The 16,008-nt window shown below is 64.0% G+C and carries 12 protein-coding genes; 9 read left to right on the top strand and 3 right to left on the bottom strand.

The features are described 5' to 3' along the window. Positions 1-2 precede the first annotated feature (2 nt). The 8 genes from BLS26_RS33910 (at position 3) to BLS26_RS33875 (ending at position 7,727) form a co-directional block, all read left to right on the top strand. The gene (locus BLS26_RS33910) at positions 3-770 is read left to right on the top strand and encodes a DsbA family protein (protein WP_092516875.1); all 768 of its coding nucleotides are present in this window, start codon (positions 3-5) and stop codon (positions 768-770) included. 266 nt (positions 771-1,036) lie between these two features. Continuing rightward, positions 1,037-1,831, top strand: a complete 795-nt coding sequence (locus BLS26_RS33905) for a DUF1236 domain-containing protein (RefSeq protein ID WP_092516874.1) — start codon at positions 1,037-1,039, stop codon at positions 1,829-1,831. A 259-nt stretch (positions 1,832-2,090) separates the two neighbouring features. Then, complete coding sequence (gene aroQ / locus BLS26_RS33900) at positions 2,091-2,573, top strand: type II 3-dehydroquinate dehydratase (RefSeq protein ID WP_092516873.1); 483 nt, start codon at positions 2,091-2,093, stop codon at positions 2,571-2,573. A 97-nt stretch (positions 2,574-2,670) separates the two neighbouring features. Then, positions 2,671-3,168 (top strand): acetyl-CoA carboxylase biotin carboxyl carrier protein, encoded by a 498-nt coding sequence (gene accB / locus BLS26_RS33895; protein WP_092516872.1) that lies wholly within the window; start codon positions 2,671-2,673, stop codon positions 3,166-3,168. Positions 3,169-3,193: 25 nt separating this feature from the next. Continuing rightward, a complete protein-coding gene (accC, locus tag BLS26_RS33890; protein WP_092516870.1) occupies positions 3,194-4,555 on the top strand; it encodes an acetyl-CoA carboxylase biotin carboxylase subunit in 1,362 nt (453 codons plus the stop codon). Between the two features lie 114 nt (positions 4,556-4,669). Beyond that, complete coding sequence (locus BLS26_RS33885; protein ID WP_371360719.1) at positions 4,670-6,199, top strand: CHASE3 domain-containing protein; 1,530 nt, start codon at positions 4,670-4,672, stop codon at positions 6,197-6,199. Then, positions 6,196-6,636 (top strand): response regulator, encoded by a 441-nt coding sequence (locus BLS26_RS33880; protein WP_092516868.1) that lies wholly within the window; start codon positions 6,196-6,198, stop codon positions 6,634-6,636. The genes BLS26_RS33885 and BLS26_RS33880 overlap by 4 nt, the downstream gene beginning before the upstream one ends. Continuing rightward, positions 6,633-7,727 carry a sensor histidine kinase gene (locus BLS26_RS33875; RefSeq protein ID WP_092516867.1) on the top strand — a complete coding sequence of 365 codons (1,095 nt, stop codon included), beginning with the start codon at positions 6,633-6,635 and terminating at the stop codon, positions 7,725-7,727. The genes BLS26_RS33880 and BLS26_RS33875 overlap by 4 nt, the downstream gene beginning before the upstream one ends. Before the next feature lie 21 nt (positions 7,728-7,748). Here BLS26_RS33875 and BLS26_RS36985 read toward each other — a convergent pair whose 3' ends face one another. Together BLS26_RS36985 and BLS26_RS33865 are read right to left on the bottom strand one after the other, a co-directional pair. After that, positions 7,749-12,341, bottom strand: coding sequence for an autotransporter domain-containing protein (locus BLS26_RS36985; protein ID WP_244541777.1), 4,593 nt, complete (start codon positions 12,339-12,341; stop codon positions 7,749-7,751). A gap of 225 nt (positions 12,342-12,566) precedes the next feature. After that, positions 12,567-14,012 (bottom strand): DASS family sodium-coupled anion symporter, encoded by a 1,446-nt coding sequence (locus BLS26_RS33865; RefSeq protein ID WP_244541776.1) that lies wholly within the window; start codon positions 14,010-14,012, stop codon positions 12,567-12,569. 113 nt (positions 14,013-14,125) lie between these two features. On the opposite strand from BLS26_RS33865, the gene aat reads away from it, so the two are divergent. After that, positions 14,126-14,800: a leucyl/phenylalanyl-tRNA--protein transferase gene (gene aat, locus BLS26_RS33860; RefSeq protein WP_092516865.1), complete on the top strand. Its 675-nt coding sequence runs from the start codon at positions 14,126-14,128 to the stop codon at positions 14,798-14,800. A 135-nt stretch (positions 14,801-14,935) separates the two neighbouring features. Here aat and BLS26_RS33855 read toward each other — a convergent pair whose 3' ends face one another. Next, positions 14,936-15,952, bottom strand: coding sequence for a DUF2155 domain-containing protein (locus BLS26_RS33855; RefSeq protein WP_092516864.1), 1,017 nt, complete (start codon positions 15,950-15,952; stop codon positions 14,936-14,938). Positions 15,953-16,008 lie beyond the last annotated feature (56 nt).

The following is a 16,008-nucleotide window of genomic DNA, read 5'->3' as shown; positions in this document are numbered from 1 at the left end:
TGATGGCCTCGTTCCGTTTCCTCGCTCCCGCACTGCTGGCGCTCGCGCTCGGCGGCGTCCCGCTGCCCGCCTCGGCACAGAGCTTCAACGATACCCAGCGCGGCGATATCGAGAGCATCGTCCGGAATTATCTGATTGCGCATCCGGAAGTGCTCGAAGAGGCGATGACCGAACTGTCGAAGCGCCAGTCGGCGGCGGAAGCCGAAAAGCACGAGGCCGGCGTCTCCAAGAACGCCGATGCGATCTTCAACTCGCCGCGCGGCGTCATGCTCGGCAACAAGGACGGCGACGTCACCTTCGTCGAGTTCTTCGACTACAATTGCGGCTACTGCAAACGCGCGATGGCCGACATGATGGAACTGATGAAGGCCGATCCGAAGCTGAAGGTCGTGCTCAAGGAATTTCCGGTGCTGAGCGCCGGCTCGGTCGAAGCCGCCCAGGTCGCGGTTGCCGTGCGCATGCAGGATCCGACCGGCAAGAAGTATCTCGACTTCCACCAGAAGCTGCTCGGCGGCCGGGGTGCTGCCGACAAGGCGCGCGCGATGGCCGTTGCCAAGGAGGTCGGCCTCGACATGGGCAAACTGGAGAAGGATCTGGCGAGCTCCGAGGTGAAGAACACGATCGAGGAAAACTTCAAGCTGGCCGAAGCCATGGGCATGAACGGCACCCCGAGCTACGTGATCGGCAAGCAGGTCGTGATCGGCGCGGTCGGCGTCGACAGCCTGAAGGAAAAGATCGGCATCGCCCGCTGCGGCAAGGCGACCTGCTGACGCCTCGCCGATCCGGCGAACATCGATCCAGCGAAACGTCGAAAAGGCCGGCTTACAAGCCGGCCTTTTTGTTTGCGGCAATCTTCGGCAAAACCGTTCATCACCTATTCATCAAAAGCACCTGCATCAAGCGAACTTGCGTCAAACGCGCTCGAACAAAACCAGCTTGCACAAAACAAAATCGAGGGAACCGCAAATAGCAGGGAACATCGACCACCTCCCCCCGTTGTCGGTCGGGCAATGCATACACGTGAGGAGAACTACCTATGACTAATCGCTTTTTGATTTCGGTCGCTGCGGCGGCGCTGATCGCCGGAACCGGTTTTGCCAATGCGCAGGGCATGAACCGTGAAGGCAGCGGCGCTGCTGGTGGTGCCGCAACTCAGCAGACCGCGCCTTCGTCGGAGCGCGCCGCTCCGTCCGGCGCCATGAACCACGACTCGGCCGGCACAAAGGGTGCGGAATCCTCCGGCACCAAGGGCTCTGAAAAATCCGGCATGAAGGCGGAGTCCAACGAGAAGATGCCGGCTGCGAAGAGCGCCCAGGATACCAGGCCAGACACTAAGGGCGAGAAGTCGAAGAGCATCAGCTCCGAGAACGACTCGGCCAAGGGCGGCAAGGACATGAAGGCGGAAGGCCGCGACAGCAAGTCCGGCACGACGGCTGCCGAGGGCCGCGACAGCAAGTCCGGCACCACGAACGCTGCTGAAGGTTCCAAGACCAACGGCAACATGAACGCTCAGACCAAGACCGGAGCGGACACGAAGGCGCAGACCACGACGGGCAACGCCGCCACGTCGGCGACCGCGGCGCCGCCGGCCGAGAAGCGCACCCAGATCGTTTCCGCCATCAAGTCGGAGAAGATCGAAGAGACCACCAACGTCAACTTCAACATTTCGGTTGGCGCCACTGTCCCCGGCACGGTGCGTTTCCATCCGCTGCCGGCCCGGATCGTCGAGATCTATCCGGAGTGGCGTGGCTATGACGTGATCTTCGTGCACGGCCGGTACATCATCGTCCGCCCGCAGACGCATGAGATCGTCTACATCATCGAAGGCTAACGGCTTTCGCGCAGGCGAGGCTTAGCAGCCAACGCTTTGGGGGGTGGGCAGAGATGCCCACCCCTTTTGCGTGCCGGCCTGCGTGGTTGCCAAGCCATCTCCAAATATTGGTTAATCAATGATTTCCATAGGTTCCACAGGGCTTTTTACCAACCGGATGAGGCCGTTGGCAGGTCTTCCAGAGGCCCACAAGGCTTCCCCTTGGCCCCGTTGTTACCTATAACCCCGCGACCAACCCGCCCCCATTCAACGGAATCCGATGGCCCAAGCCTCCGCCGCAAGAGCCTCCGCCGCGACGATCTACGTGCTCAACGGCCCGAACCTCAATCTGCTGGGGACGCGCGAGCCGGAAACCTACGGCCACGCGACGCTCGCCGATGTCGAGAAGCTGTGCGCGGAAACCGCCGCGCAGTTCGGCCTCAAGGCTGATTGCCGGCAGTCGAACCGTGAAGGCGAGTTGATCGATTTCATCCACGAGGCGCGTGAGACAAAGGCGGCCGGCATCATCATCAACGCCGGCGGTTATTCGCACACCTCGATCGCGCTGCACGACGCCATCGTCGGGGTGAAAATTCCGACGGTTGAAGTACACGTCAGCAACATTCACGCCCGCGAGGATTTTCGGCATCATTCCTTCACCGCCAGGGCCGCCTTCGCGTCGCTATGCGGCTTCGGGATCGATGGCTACCGGCTCGCCATCAACGGCCTTGCCGCCAAAATCGGCGCCAAGGCCAAGACCTGATAGCCAAGCCCTGACTTCGAAGACCTGAGATCAGACGACCGACACCAAAGCCTGACGCTTCAGCCGTCACCCACATCGAGAATTCCGGATCAAGAGCATGGCGCGCCAGCCCGAGAACAAAGCCGCGGACAAGTCCTCCGCAAACTCCATCAGCAACGACAGTGCGCTCATTCGCGAGCTCGCGCTGCTGCTGGACGAGACCAGCCTCACCGAAATCGAGATCGAGCGCGCCGGCCTGCGGGTGCGGGTGGCGCGCACCATCACGATGACGGCCTCGATGCCGGCGAATTATCAGGCCCCGGCTTCCGTTGGCGCCGGCGCGTCCGTGACGCCTGCCGCCGTTGCCGATCTGGCAAAACACCCGGGCGTGGTGCCCTCGCCGATGGTCGGTACGGCCTATTGGTCGCCCGAGCCCGGCGCCAAGCCGTTCATCGAGGTCGGCAGCAAGGTATCGGCCGGCCAGACGCTGCTGATCATCGAAGCGATGAAGACCATGAACCAGATTCCCTCGCCGCGCGCGGGCACCGTGACGCAGATTCTCATCGAAGACGGCCAGCCGGTCGAATTCGGCGAACCCCTCGTCATCATTGAATAACGTTCGGCAACCTTCAGGCGCTGCGATGTTCGATAAAATCCTGATAGCCAATCGCGGCGAAATCGCCCTGCGCGTCTTGCGCGCGTGCAAGGAACTCGGCATCTCCACGGTTGCCGTGCATTCCACGGCGGACGCCGATGCGATGCATGTGCGCCTCGCTGACGAGAGCGTCTGCATCGGACCGCCGCCGTCGAAGGACAGCTATCTCAACATCCCGGCGCTGCTGGCAGCCTGCGAGATCACCGGCGCCGACGCCGTGCATCCCGGCTATGGCTTCCTGTCCGAAAACGCCCGGTTTGCCGAAATCCTCGGCGAGCACAATCTGCATTTCATCGGCCCGAAGGCCGAACACATCCGCCTGATGGGCGACAAGATCGAAGCCAAGAAGACCGCCAAGCGGCTCGGCATTCCCGTGGTGCCCGGCTCCGACGGCGGCGTCGGTCCCGAAGACGACGCGATGGCGATCGCGAAGGCGATCGGCTTTCCCGTGCTGGTGAAGGCTGCCGCCGGCGGCGGCGGACGCGGCATGAAGGTCGCACACACCGCCGACGAATTGATGATGGCGCTCTCGACCGCCTCCAACGAGGCCAAGTCGGCGTTCGGCGACGCCTCGGTCTATCTCGAGAAATACCTGCAGAAGCCGCGTCACATCGAAATCCAGGTGCTCGGCGACGGCCGTGGCGGCGCCATCCATCTCGGCGAGCGCGACTGCTCGCTGCAGCGCCGGCACCAGAAGGTGTGGGAAGAAGGCCCCTCGCCGGTTCTGTCGGCCGCTGCACGCGCCAAGATCGGCGCGACCTGCGCCAAGGCGATGCAGGACATGAAATATCTCGGTGTCGGCACCATCGAGTTCCTGTACGAGGACGGCGAGTTCTATTTCATCGAAATGAACACCCGCATCCAGGTCGAACATCCCGTCACCGAGATGATCACCGACATCGACCTCGTGCTGGAGCAGATCCGCATCGCCGCCGGCGGCGACCTGCCCGCGACGCAGGCTGAGATCGCCATCATCGGTCACGCCATCGAATGTCGCGTCAATGCGGAAAACCCGCAGACCTTCCGCCCCTCACCCGGCAAGATCACCCAGTTTCACCCGCCCGGCGGTCTCGGCGTGCGGATCGATTCCGCCGTCTACCAGGGCTACGTCATCCCGCCCTATTACGATTCCCTCGTCGGCAAGCTGATCGTCCACGGCAAGACCCGCGCCGAATGCCTGATGCGGCTGCGCCGGGCGCTTGACGAGATGGTGGTCGACGGCATCGAGACCACCCTGCCGCTGTTCCGCGCCCTGGTCCGCGAGCCCGGCATCATCGACGGCGACTATCATATCCACTGGCTGGAGCAGTACCTCGCCGGCCAGGCCGCGGACGGCAAAACTTCCTGAAAGAATACCACGGCACATGGAACCCATCGCCGCTCCCCGGCGTTGGGGCTGCATTGGGGTCCATTCTGCCAGGGGCATCTTGTTCCATTTTTTTCATGACGCGAGGCCATTGTGATGGCTGATGCCCAGCGCCGGCGCGCCATGGGACAAATCCTGCTGCTTGCGGCGGCATTATTGGTGCTGATTGCGATCAGCGCGTCCTCGGTCCTGCTGGTCAACAAATCACGGGAAGACAATGGCTGGGTCGTGCACACAGTCGAGGCGGAAAACCAGCTCTCCACCCTGCTGCTGCAGATCCGCCGGGCCGAGAGCGCCGCGCGCGGCTATCTGCTGACCTCCGAGCCGCGTTTTCTGGCGGAGCACGAAGCAGTGGCTGCGACCATCCTTCCCGATGTCGACAAGCTGATGCAACTGACCGGCGACAATTCGGTTCAGGGCGACAACGTCAAACGGCTGCGGCCGCCGGTCGAGGCGCGGCTGGCCGAATTCGCCCGAGCGGTCGATTTCGTCAAACGCAACGATATCGCCGGCGGCATCGCCATGCTCCGCGAGGCTGGCGCCAGCGATTCCGTCCAGAAAATCGGCGAAGTCGCGGACGCCATGCGCGCCGAAGAAAACCGCTTGTTCGCGATGCGCACGGCGACCGCCGACCGTACCCAGCAACTGGCCTCGATCGTGACCGTGGCCGGTTCGGGCCTCGTCATCGCGCTGGCCGGCATTTCGATCCTGCTGGTGCGACGCTCGGCGCGCGCCCGTGACGAAGCGGAAGTGCAATTGCGCGACAACAATCTCAACCTCGAGAGCACGGTCGACGAGCGCACCGCCGACCTGCGCGAAGCCAATGATGAGATTCAGCGCTTCGCCTATATCGTCAGCCACGATCTGCGCTCGCCGTTGGTGAACATCATGGGCTTCACCAGCGAGCTGGAGGAATTGCGCGGCGATATCTTCAGGCGGATCGCGGCGCTCGCCCGCACGCAATCCGCAGCCCCTCTGACCGCCGATAACGCTACCGACACCGCCGAACCCGTGCTTGAAGGCGCCGACAAGCAGCTCTCGGAGGATTTCACCGAGGCGCTGGGCTTCATCAAGTCGTCGATCGGCAAGATGGACCGGCTGATATCGGCGATCCTCAACCTGACCCGCGAAGGGCGACGCGAGTTCAAGCCGGAGCGGATCGATACCCGTGAACTGATGGAAGGCATCGTTTCGACGGTCGCGCATCAGGCCGCGGAAGCCGAAGCGCAGATCCGGATCGAACCGCTGCCCAATATCGTCAGCGACCGGCTGGCACTGGAACAGATATTCTCCAATCTGATCGACAATGCGCTGAAGTATCGGAGGAGCGGCGTCCCGGGCGACATCCATATCCGCGGCCGCACCAAGCTCGGCTTTGCGATCTTCGACGTCTCCGACAACGGCCGCGGCATCGACCCCAAGGACCACCAGCGCATCTTCGATCTGTTTCGCCGCGCCGGAACCCAGGACAGACCCGGCCAGGGCATCGGCCTCGCCCATGTCCGCGCGCTGGTGCGGCGGCTCGGCGGCACCATGTCGGTCGCATCGGAACTTCATCAGGGCAGCACGTTTACGGTCACGCTGCCGATCAAATGGAACAACACCAACCGGAACCGAGAGACATGAGCAATCCTGTCACCATCATCATGATCGAGGACGACGAGGGCCACGCCCGGCTGATCGAGCGGAATATCCGCCGATCCGGCGTCAACAATGAGATCGTGCCGTTCACGTCAGGTACAGACGCGCTGAACTACCTGTTCGGCAAGGACGGGACCGGCCTTGAGCACAAGGGCAACGCGCTGCTGATCCTGCTCGATCTCAATCTGCCCGATACCAGCGGCATCGATATTCTCAAACGGGTCAAGGAAAACAAATACCTGAAGGCGACGCCCGTCGTGGTGCTGACAACCACCGACGATTCCCAGGAAATCAAGCGTTGCTACGAACTCGGTTGTAACGTCTACATCACCAAGCCCGTGAACTACGAAAGCTTCGCCAACGCCATTCGCCAGCTCGGGCTGTTCTTTTCCGTTATTCAGGTACCGCCAGCCGCCACATGACCCCAGCGACGCCGACACTGCTGTATATCGACGACGACGCCGGCTTGGCGCGGCTGGTCGACCGCGGCCTGACGCGTGCCGGCTTCAAGGTCGTGCATGCGGAAGGCGGCGAGCAAGGACTGGCGCGGCTGGCGCAAGGCGGCATCGACGCCGTCGCGCTCGACCAGTACATGCCCGGTCTCGACGGCCTGGAGACGCTGGAGCGGATTCTCGCGATACCCGGCGCACCTCCGGTGGTGTTCGTCACGGCCTCGCAGGATTCGGCGATTGCGGTCACCGCGCTGAAGGCCGGCGCGGCCGACTATCTGGTCAAGGACGCGCAGGGCGAATTCATTCCGCTGCTGCAGGTCGCCGTCAACGGCGCGCTCAGGCAGGCCGCGATGCAGCGGGCCCGCGACGAGGCCGAAGCCGAGGTCCACGCTTCCCGCGACCGTTACGCGGCGCTGGCGGCCGAGCGCGAGGTGCTGCTGCGCGAGGTCAATCACCGCGTCGGCAACAGCCTGCAGATCATCGCGTCGCTGTTGCATTTGCAGGCCAATTCCGCGACCCAGGACGACGTCAAGGCGGCGCTGACCAACGCAATGGGACGCGTCGCCGCGGTGGCGCAGGTGCACCGCCGGCTCTACACCTCGCACGACCTGAAGAGCGTGTTGCTGAATCAATATCTCGAAGCGTTGCTGGAAGACCTCCGACGCTCCGCCGAAGGCAACAAGATGTCGCGGCTGACGCTCACCGCCGAACCGATCGAGATCGACCCGGATCGCGCGGTTGCCATCGGCATCATCGTCAACGAACTGGTGATGAACGCCGTGAAATATGCCTATCCCGACGGCGCCGGCCCGATCCATGTCGAGCTCACATCTGACGGTGACGACATCGTTCTGGCGATCGCCGACGACGGCGTCGGCCTCAACGTCAAGGTCGACCCGCGTTCGACCGGCATGGGCCAACGTATCGTCAGCGCCATGGCCTCCAAGCTGGAAGCCGATGTCGAACGCGATCCGGCCCATAGCGGCACTAGGATCGTGCTGCATTTCCGCCGCGTCCAGAAGCCGCCGGCGTCGAAATCGGCCAGCGCCGCGGCGAGCTGACCGCAACACCTTGATGCGACCTTACCACACGTACCTTACCGTCCCCCTGCCCGTGTAACTGGCGGTGACGTTGGAGAACTCGCCCTCGAAGGTCGCTGAGGCCGACCAGCCGCTCCGCCATATCAGCTCGGCGGAAGCACCCGCCAGCGCCGCATCGCTTGCCTGCGCCGCACCGTTCACGACAAAGGACGCGCCCGGCAGGGTCTGGAAGGTGGCGGCAACGGCGCGGCCGGGATTGTAGTCATGCGCCCAAGCCACCCGGCTGCGTAGTGTGAGTAGTCCTGTCGTCAACGCAAAGGATCGATCCGTGCGGAAGCCAAGCTCGGTGCGCGCATCCGTCACCGTCTGCGCGCCATACGCCAGCGCAAAATTGTTGGCGCCGAAGATCGCGGTTTCCGCATAGGCCGGCAGGAAGAAGCTCGTGAACTGCCCCGCTGCATAAGGCGCAATGCCGAACCACCGGGTGGCGAAGCGATAGCCGCCCTCGACGCGCCCTGACAGCGCGTTGGCGTTGAACTCGGCATGGAGCTTGTCGGCGATGACCAGGCGGTCGGCGGTGACGTCCTGCCAGCCATAGGCGAGCGCGGCCGAGACATAGGCCGCACCGGACGTATGCCGCACGAAGGCGCCGGCCTGGAACAGGTCGGAGCGGCCGGTGCCGCCATTGGCAACGCTGAAACTGGTACCGCCGCCGGCGAGAGCGAAGCCCGCAATGGTGTGCGGCGAGAGCAGATAGTCCGCGCCCGCGGCCATGCCGAAGATGCGGCTGGTGGTTCCGTTCGATCCCGTCACGGCATTGCCGTCGGTCGTCTGCGAGCCGCCGAGCGCGGAGGCCCATACGCTCCAGTGCGGGTCATAGAACTGGCGCAGCGGCGCCTTGGTGAAGACGGCGGCATAGGCGGCGCGCTCGTTTGCCGACAACCTTTGACCGCGCGCAGCATTGGCGCTGGCGCTATCGTCTTCGGCGTAACCCGTCGCGGGCGGCGGCGCCGGCGCGCGCTCACGTCCGCCGATGAAGGGATCGAGCAGCATCGTGACGAACTGCGTCATCGCCTGGAACGTCGTCTGCTGCGAGCCGGTCGCGCTCTCGCCCGCGACCTGCGACAGCGCCGATGACGTCAGCGTCGCAAAGCTGACGGGAATGCTGCCATTGGCGTTGAAGAAGCGGGACAGCACGTTGGCGACGTTCTGCTGGTTGGTGTTGAGGCTGCCGAGCGCGTTGTAGTTCAGCGACAGATTGAGAAGGACATTGTTCGCATCGTAGCTCAGCGTGCCCGGCAGCGTCGCCGGCAGATTGTTGATGCCCGCGAAGGTCCCCGTGATGCCGCCGGTTGCATTGAGGATCGTGTACCGCTTCGACACGGTCGTCCCGACCAGCACCGCATAGACCGTGCCCGCGAGCGCGGCGCTGCCCGTGACGTTGACGCGATCCGCCAGGTTGTTGCTGATCTCGACGAGGTAGGCGCCGGCGGTCGCGAACGCGAGGTTGCCCTGCACGGTAAGCGGCGCGCCGGGATTGGACGGCGCCAGCAGGCCACCGGGATTGATCGTGGTCGAGCCGACCGTGCCGCTGCCCGCGAGCACGCCGCCGGAATTGACTGATACCGCCGAGGCGATCGAGCCGGTCACCGAGAGTGTTCCGGCATCGACGCTGGTCGGGCCGGTGTAGGTGCTCTGGCCGCTCAGTACGGTGGTGCCCGGCCCTTCCTGTTTCAATTGGCCGGCGCCCGTGATGCTGCCGGCAAACGTGTAGATGTCGGATCGGTTGAACATGAGGAACTTGTTGGTCGAGGCGTTGCAATAGACATCGCTCGTGTCTGCGCAGAACGCGATATTGCCGCGTACGCTGCCGCTCGCACCACCATTACCGAGCACGAGCGCGCCATCCTTGATCGTGGTGCCGCCGGTATAGCTCGCATCGCCCGCGATCGTCAGCGTGCCGGTGCCGTATTTGATCAACGGACGCACGCCGACACTGCCGTCGGTGAGATACGACGCGTCCGGCCGGGAATCGTTGTTGGCAAGGCCGAATTGCAGCGTGGTGGCCTGCTGGAAGTAGCTGGTGACGTCATAGAGCACATAAGCGCCGGCGCCGATCGAGGACACCGCGAGCACATCGACCGCCGGGTTATAGGCCATCTGATAGACCAGCGCGTTAGGCAGGCCCTGGCCGAACGCACGCCAGTTCGACGGCGTCCCGTTGATATCGGCATCGGCGACCGTGATCGGGCTCTGCGTCGGCTGGATGATGCAGCCGTTCTGCACTCCGAGCGTGCAGGAAAGCGTCGTGTTCAGACCGCCGACGAGCAACGCATTGACGCCGTTATTGGCGATGAATTCGACCGAGGTCGGACGGGTGAAGCCCGCCGGCAACAGGCTCGACGCCACCTGGTTGAAGGTCGCGGCCGCACTTGTGTTGCTGGTCGTGTAATAGATGTTGGTGGCATCGGCCACATACAGGTGCGCGGAGCTCCGATTGTCGAACACGATACCGGTCGGGGTATCCCCGTTGTAGCCAGTGAGCTGGGCCAGCGAGTTGGTCGCGCCGGTGGCGCTGAACCAGACCGACCCGTTTGCGAAATTGTTGTTGGGATTCCCGGAAGCGCCGACGACGATGGCCTGCGTGTTGTCGTTTGCGCCATAGCTGATGACGCTCGGCGTACCGATTCCCACGGCTCCAAGATCGGTCAGAAACAGATTGACCGTGGTCGCGGTGGGGCCGTTGGCGCCGGACAGCGTGTCCTGCGTCGTGAAGACATTGGTGGCGCCGCTGATGGCAATCAGGCTGGGATCGACCCGGTTCAGGAGGAACAGCGCCGAGAAGGCCGGCCCCGCGTGCACGACGTCCACGCAGAACGTATAGGTCGGGCTGGCGGCGTCCGCGCATCTGATCGGAACGCCGCCGGGATGCAGCACGGAATCGTACGGCTGGGGATCCGCCACCGATCCATCCGCGTTGACAATCAGGCGGGACGGAAGCCCGAAATTCGCCGTGGTCGAGTAGATCGCGCTCTGTCTCGACGCCAGCGGCGTGGTCGGAGAATTGAGCGTGCGGTCGTTGATGGCAACATTGGTGCCGTCGCCGCCGTTGATGATATCGAACTGTCCGCTGCCCGCGAGGTGCTGCAACGCCGAGCCGTTGTCCTGCAGGGCGATCGCAACGCGCTTGCTGTTGGCGTCGTAGGCGACGGTATAGCCCTCGAACACGTTGAGGTTACCGTTCAAGCCCTGCCAGGTCCCGGTACCGCCCTGCCAGGTGCCGTCGCCTTGCGGATTGGTGCGCAGATAGATGCCGCCGTCGGTCGCCACGATCATGTTGCCGGCCGGGTCGAATGTGATCGCGCGCGAGTCGGAGTGGAGCGTGCTGGCGTTCTGGCCGGTGCCGGTACCTTCGAAGGTGAGGCTGGCGAGCGTCGTGACGTTGCTGAGCGGATCGTACTTCAGACGCTCGGCGACGCCCGAGGCCGAACTGTTGCCGTCACCCGTGAGATAGACGATGTTCTGGTTACCGGGATCGATGGCGATATGAAGATTCACCGGCGTCTGACCGAGGCCGGCGACGACGTTGGGTACATGGGTTAATTTATTCCAGCCGCCGGAGCTTGATGACAGGAACACTCCGGCGAGCGATTTCGTCGTGAGGTCGCTGACGGCGATCGCGACCGAATGGTCAGGACCCGCGGCAAGCGTGATCGTCGTTGGGTCACCGCCGGATACGATCAGGCGGTGGCTGTCGGTTTTTGTGAAGATCGACGTCCAGGTCTCGCCCATGTCGTGGCTGACATAGACGGCGGTCGCGCCAATGTTGCTGGAGTTCTTTACCGCGGCGTAGAAAGTGGTGGGATCGCTGGGATCGGCGACCAGCGAGGTCACGGCGCCGGCCGGCAACCTGCTGCTGGCAACGGTCGCCATATTTGTGAAGCTGACCCCGCCGTCGGTGCTGCGAAAAAGGCCATAGCCCGTGGTGCTGCCGTTGGGCGCCTGCACTTCGTATGTTGCAGCCAGGATCGTACTGCCGCGCACCATCGCGCTGACCACACTCTCGGGGGACCCAACACCCAGCGACAGCGCACTCCAGCTCGCACCGCCGTTGGTGGTATAGAGCAGTCCGGTCAGGGCGCCGCTGGCGCCATGGGCAAGGTTGAACTGGCTGTACTCGCCGTTGTCGGTCATGCCGATGCCCGCGATGATCGTCTTGCCTTTGGGGTCCATCGGATCGAGGCTGAGACTCGAGATCGACAGCGATGCCTGGTTGCTGGTGAGCGCCGTCCAGTTGGCACCGCCGTTGCTGCTCATCCAGATTCCGCCGTTGGGCGAGCCGGCAAATATCGTTCCCGCGCCAAGCGCCGGGTCGAGCAGCACCGCCTGCACGGCGCCGGCTGCGGTGCCGTTCGGCGTCAGGTCGGCGGCTCCGATCCAGTTGTAGTTGCCGAATTCAGCCGCCGGTCCTTGCGATACGAAGGTTTGATTGACCTGGACCTGGGCCTGCGGCTGAGCCTGAGCCGGGGTCTGCGCGGTAGCGGGATGCGTTGCTGCGACGGCGATCAGCAACGTCAGCGCAACCGTTACCGACGCCAAAGCCGCCTTTTCGAAGCGGCACGCCACCCACCCCATTGCACGCCCCAGAACGCGGGTCAGCCCATGCCCGGCCGCTTGTACCGACGTCCAACGCTAGTTCCGCGATTGGGAACCAGCAATGACATCTGCGGCAGGATGACGCGGTTTGGTCGAGGTTGTGTCATTTGCACCACGCCGAAGGATGGTGCTGCACGGCGATTCAGGGGATCGCCAGAGCGGCTATTCCCGTCGTGTTCGCCGTGCTGCCACGGGTCTTTTCGTCTACCCGATCACCTGCAGCCACGGCATCACGATCAGCAGCAGGCCGGCGAAATAGATCACGCCGAAGATCAGGCCGAACTTCCAGAAGTCACCCTTCCCGATGTAGCCGCTGCCGTAATACATCGGCGCGGGTCCGGTGGCATAGGGCGAGATCACCCCCATCAGGCCCAGCGAATAGACGCAGAGTAGCGTCAACGTCGGTATCGACAGGCCGGGAATGCTGGTGCCGACGGCGAGTACGACCGGCAATACCGCTGCCGTATGCGAGGTGATGCTGGAAAAGAAGTAGTGCACCCAGAAGAAGAACGAGACCAGCAGGATCATGCCGGTCAACGGGCTCATCGTTGCGAGCGGTTTTGCAAATCCCTCCGCCACCCATTTGATGAAGCCGATTTCGTTCAGGCCCGACGATAGCGTCAGCAGCGAGGTGAAATAGAAGAACACCTCCCACGCGGCCTTTTCGCGGACGATGTCGTCGAAGTCGATGACGCCGGTCAACAGCATCAGCGAGATCACGACGAACACGACCATGGTCGGGTTGATGAAATTCGATCCCAGCACCGGCAGGCTGATGGTCGGGTTGGAGCCGCAGATCCACAGGAACATCGCCAGCAGCACCAGGGCTGCCATGATCCGTTCACTGCGCGACATCGGTCCCATGGTCTTGAGTTCGCCCGCACTCCATTCGACGATCTCGGGGCTTTCCTTCACCTCCGGCCGGCACACCAAATAGCTCAGCAGCGGCACCAGGATCAGCAGCAGGATGCCAAGCGGCGCGAAGCCCGCGAACCATTGCGACCAGCCGACATCGACATTGACGATCTTCTTGGCGATCGAGAGCGCGGCCGCATTGGGCGCCAGCGCGGTGAGGAACAGCGAGCTCGTCACCGCGGTGGTCGCAAACGCCGTCCACATCACATAGGTGCCGATCTTGCCGGCGGTTGGCCCGGGTTCCGAGCCGTAGATCCTGGGAATGTTGCTGACGATCGGATAGACCGTGCCGCCGCTGCGCGCGGTGTTGGACGGTGTCGCCGGCGCCAGCACCAGATCGGAAAATGCCACGGCATAACCGAGCCCGATGGTGCTGCGGCCGAGCTTGTGGACCAGCAATAGCGCCAGCCGGCGGCCGAGGCCGCTCTTGCGGTAGCCGATCGAGAACACGAAGGCGCCGACGATCAGCCACACCGTGCTTTCGGCGAATCCGCCCAGCATCCAGCGCAACGACTTGTTGGGATCGTGTTCGACATAGCCCATGACGCCGGCCGCCGTCAGGCCGATGATGCCGACCGCGCCGACCGGCATCGATTCCAGGATCAGCCCGGTGATCACGGCCGCGAATATCGCAAAATAATGCCATTGATCGGCGTTGAGGCCGGCCGGCACCGGCACCAGATAGAGCGCAAGCCAGACGGCCAGCGGCGCGATGGTCTTCCAGGTAATTTTCACGAATGCCCCTCTTGTTTCCCCTGACGGCGTTCGCGCTGTCCCGATGTTCCGGACGCGCCGCCGTTTTCTTTGGAACGTAGCATAGGCCCGCTGCGTCCTGCTATCCTCAGCCCATGACATCGCGCGACTCTGCCGCTTCCGAAATCACGCCCGAGGTGCTGCTGCGGGCCTATGCCTGCGGCATCTTCCCGATGGCCGAAAGCGCCGACGATCCAACGCTGTTCTGGGTCGAGCCGGAACTGCGCGGGCTGATCCCGCTCGACGGCTTCCGCATCGCCTCGCGGCTGGCCCGCACCGTGCGTTCCGAAGCGTTTACCGTCACCGTCGACACCGCGTTCAAGGCGGTGATTGCCGGCTGCGCGGCGCCGCAGCCCGGGCGCGACGACACCTGGATCAACAAGCGCATCCGCGATCTCTATGTCGGGCTTTTCGAAATTGGGCACTGCCACAGCGTCGAGGTGTGGCAGAATGACGCGCTGGTCGGCGGGCTCTATGGCGTCAGCCTCGGCCGCGCTTTCTTCGGCGAGAGCATGTTTCACCACGCCCGCGACGCGTCCAAGGTGGCACTGGTGCATTTGGTGGCGCGGCTCAACGCCGGTGGTTTCGAATTGCTCGATACCCAATATGTCACCGAGCATCTGCGCAGTTTTGGCGCGGTCGAAATCCCCCGGCGGCGCTATCGCGCAATGCTGGACAGAGCGATATCAGGCGAGCCCGCGGATTTCATGCGATTGCCGGCCAGCATCAGCGGCGCGCAAGCACTCGCGATCATTGCCGAACGTGGCTAGCTTAGCGCGTGTCCCGGACGCGGTGCAGCGCCCTTGCGGTGCGCCGCAGAGCCGGGACCTAGAAGTTCACGAGAATGTCTGGATCCCGGGTCTGCAGCGCATCACTTCGTGCTGCGCAGCGCCCGGGACACGCGACTAGTTATTCCCGAACAGGCCGCCGAACAGCCCGCCCGGACGCTGTTGTTGCGGGGGCGGCGGCGGAGGCTGCTGCTGGAATTGCGGTTGCGGCGGCGGACCTGATGGGCGCGGCGCAGCCTGCTTCGGCGGCGCGGGCGGACGCTTCTGTGCGGGCGGCGGCGGTGGCGGTTTTGGCGGATCGGGCTGCGCAGAGACGATGGTCTGGTCGGGGACTTTGCAGTCGGTCAGCCAGATATCGTAAATCGGATGCTCGACGCCATGCAGGCCGGGGCTCGCGGCATACATCCAGCCGGAGAAAATCCGCTTCACCTCGCCCTGCAGCGTGATCTCGTCGACCTCGACAAAGGCGTCGGTGTTGGCGGCTTCCGTGGACGGGCGGGTGTAGCAGGCATCGGTCTTCACGCGCAGCGCACCGAACTGCACGGTCTCGCCGATATCCTCGTCGAAATTGATGATGCGGCCGGTGATCTTGTCGAGACCGGAGAAGCTCGCCTTCTTGTTGGTGATCTTGGTCGCCGGCGGCTCGGACACGACTTCGTCGCCCGGCTGCAGGGTCGCCGGTGCGCCCGGCACGCTCTTGGGCTGTTTCTGTCCGGGCGGCAATCCCGGCAACGGATTGGCGCCTGGCGGCGCATTGGCCGCGGCCGGCGCGCCGGGACCGCCCGGCTGGGGAGGCGCGACCGCAATGCCCGGCGGTGTGTTCTGCGGAATCACGGTGGTACCGGGCGGCGGCGCCAGCGGCTGCGATTGCACGCTTCCGGGCGCGGGAACGCCTTGGCCCGGCGGCGGCCGGTTCGGGGTCGGCAGCAGCCGGCCGCGCGGCAACTCCGGCACTTCCTCGTCGTCATCAGGGGCTTGCTGCGGCGGCTGATTGCCGCGCGGAATGGCGCCGGGCGGGCGCAGCGGCTGATCCGAAAAGATATTGCCGATCTGCGCTTGCGCCACAGGCGCAAACGAGATGGTCGAGGCGGCCACCAGGGCCGCAAAACCGGTCAGGGCAATGGTTCGAAACATTCTCGCGCGGCTTTAAAGGCGAATCGGGCTCGCGACATAGTACAGACAATATCCGC

Origin of the sequence: Afipia sp. GAS231 (genome assembly GCF_900103365.1) — a bacterium.
Taxonomy (GTDB): Bacteria; Pseudomonadota; Alphaproteobacteria; order Rhizobiales; family Xanthobacteraceae; genus Bradyrhizobium.
The sequence above is the reverse complement of the archived record's forward strand: the minus strand, read 5'-3'. Positions and strand labels throughout refer to the sequence as shown.

Bases quoted from the DNA above. Each gene is read 5' to 3' on its own strand.
- BLS26_RS33910 (WP_092516875.1), top strand. From the start codon at position 3: ATGGCCTCGTTCCGTTTCCTCGCTCCCGCACTGCTGGCGCTCGCGCTC.
- BLS26_RS33905 (WP_092516874.1), top strand. From the start codon at position 1,037: ATGACTAATCGCTTTTTGATTTCGGTCGCTGCGGCGGCGCTGATCGCC.
- aroQ (WP_092516873.1), top strand. From the start codon at position 2,091: ATGGCCCAAGCCTCCGCCGCAAGAGCCTCCGCCGCGACGATCTACGTG.
- accB (WP_092516872.1), top strand. From the start codon at position 2,671: ATGGCGCGCCAGCCCGAGAACAAAGCCGCGGACAAGTCCTCCGCAAAC.
- accC (WP_092516870.1), top strand. From the start codon at position 3,194: ATGTTCGATAAAATCCTGATAGCCAATCGCGGCGAAATCGCCCTGCGC.
- BLS26_RS33885 (WP_371360719.1), top strand. From the start codon at position 4,670: ATGGCTGATGCCCAGCGCCGGCGCGCCATGGGACAAATCCTGCTGCTT.
- BLS26_RS33880 (WP_092516868.1), top strand. From the start codon at position 6,196: ATGAGCAATCCTGTCACCATCATCATGATCGAGGACGACGAGGGCCAC.
- BLS26_RS33875 (WP_092516867.1), top strand. From the start codon at position 6,633: ATGACCCCAGCGACGCCGACACTGCTGTATATCGACGACGACGCCGGC.
- BLS26_RS36985 (WP_244541777.1), bottom strand. From the start codon at position 12,341: ATGGGGTGGGTGGCGTGCCGCTTCGAAAAGGCGGCTTTGGCGTCGGTA.
- aat (WP_092516865.1), top strand. From the start codon at position 14,126: ATGACATCGCGCGACTCTGCCGCTTCCGAAATCACGCCCGAGGTGCTG.
- BLS26_RS33855 (WP_092516864.1), bottom strand. From the start codon at position 15,952: ATGTTTCGAACCATTGCCCTGACCGGTTTTGCGGCCCTGGTGGCCGCC.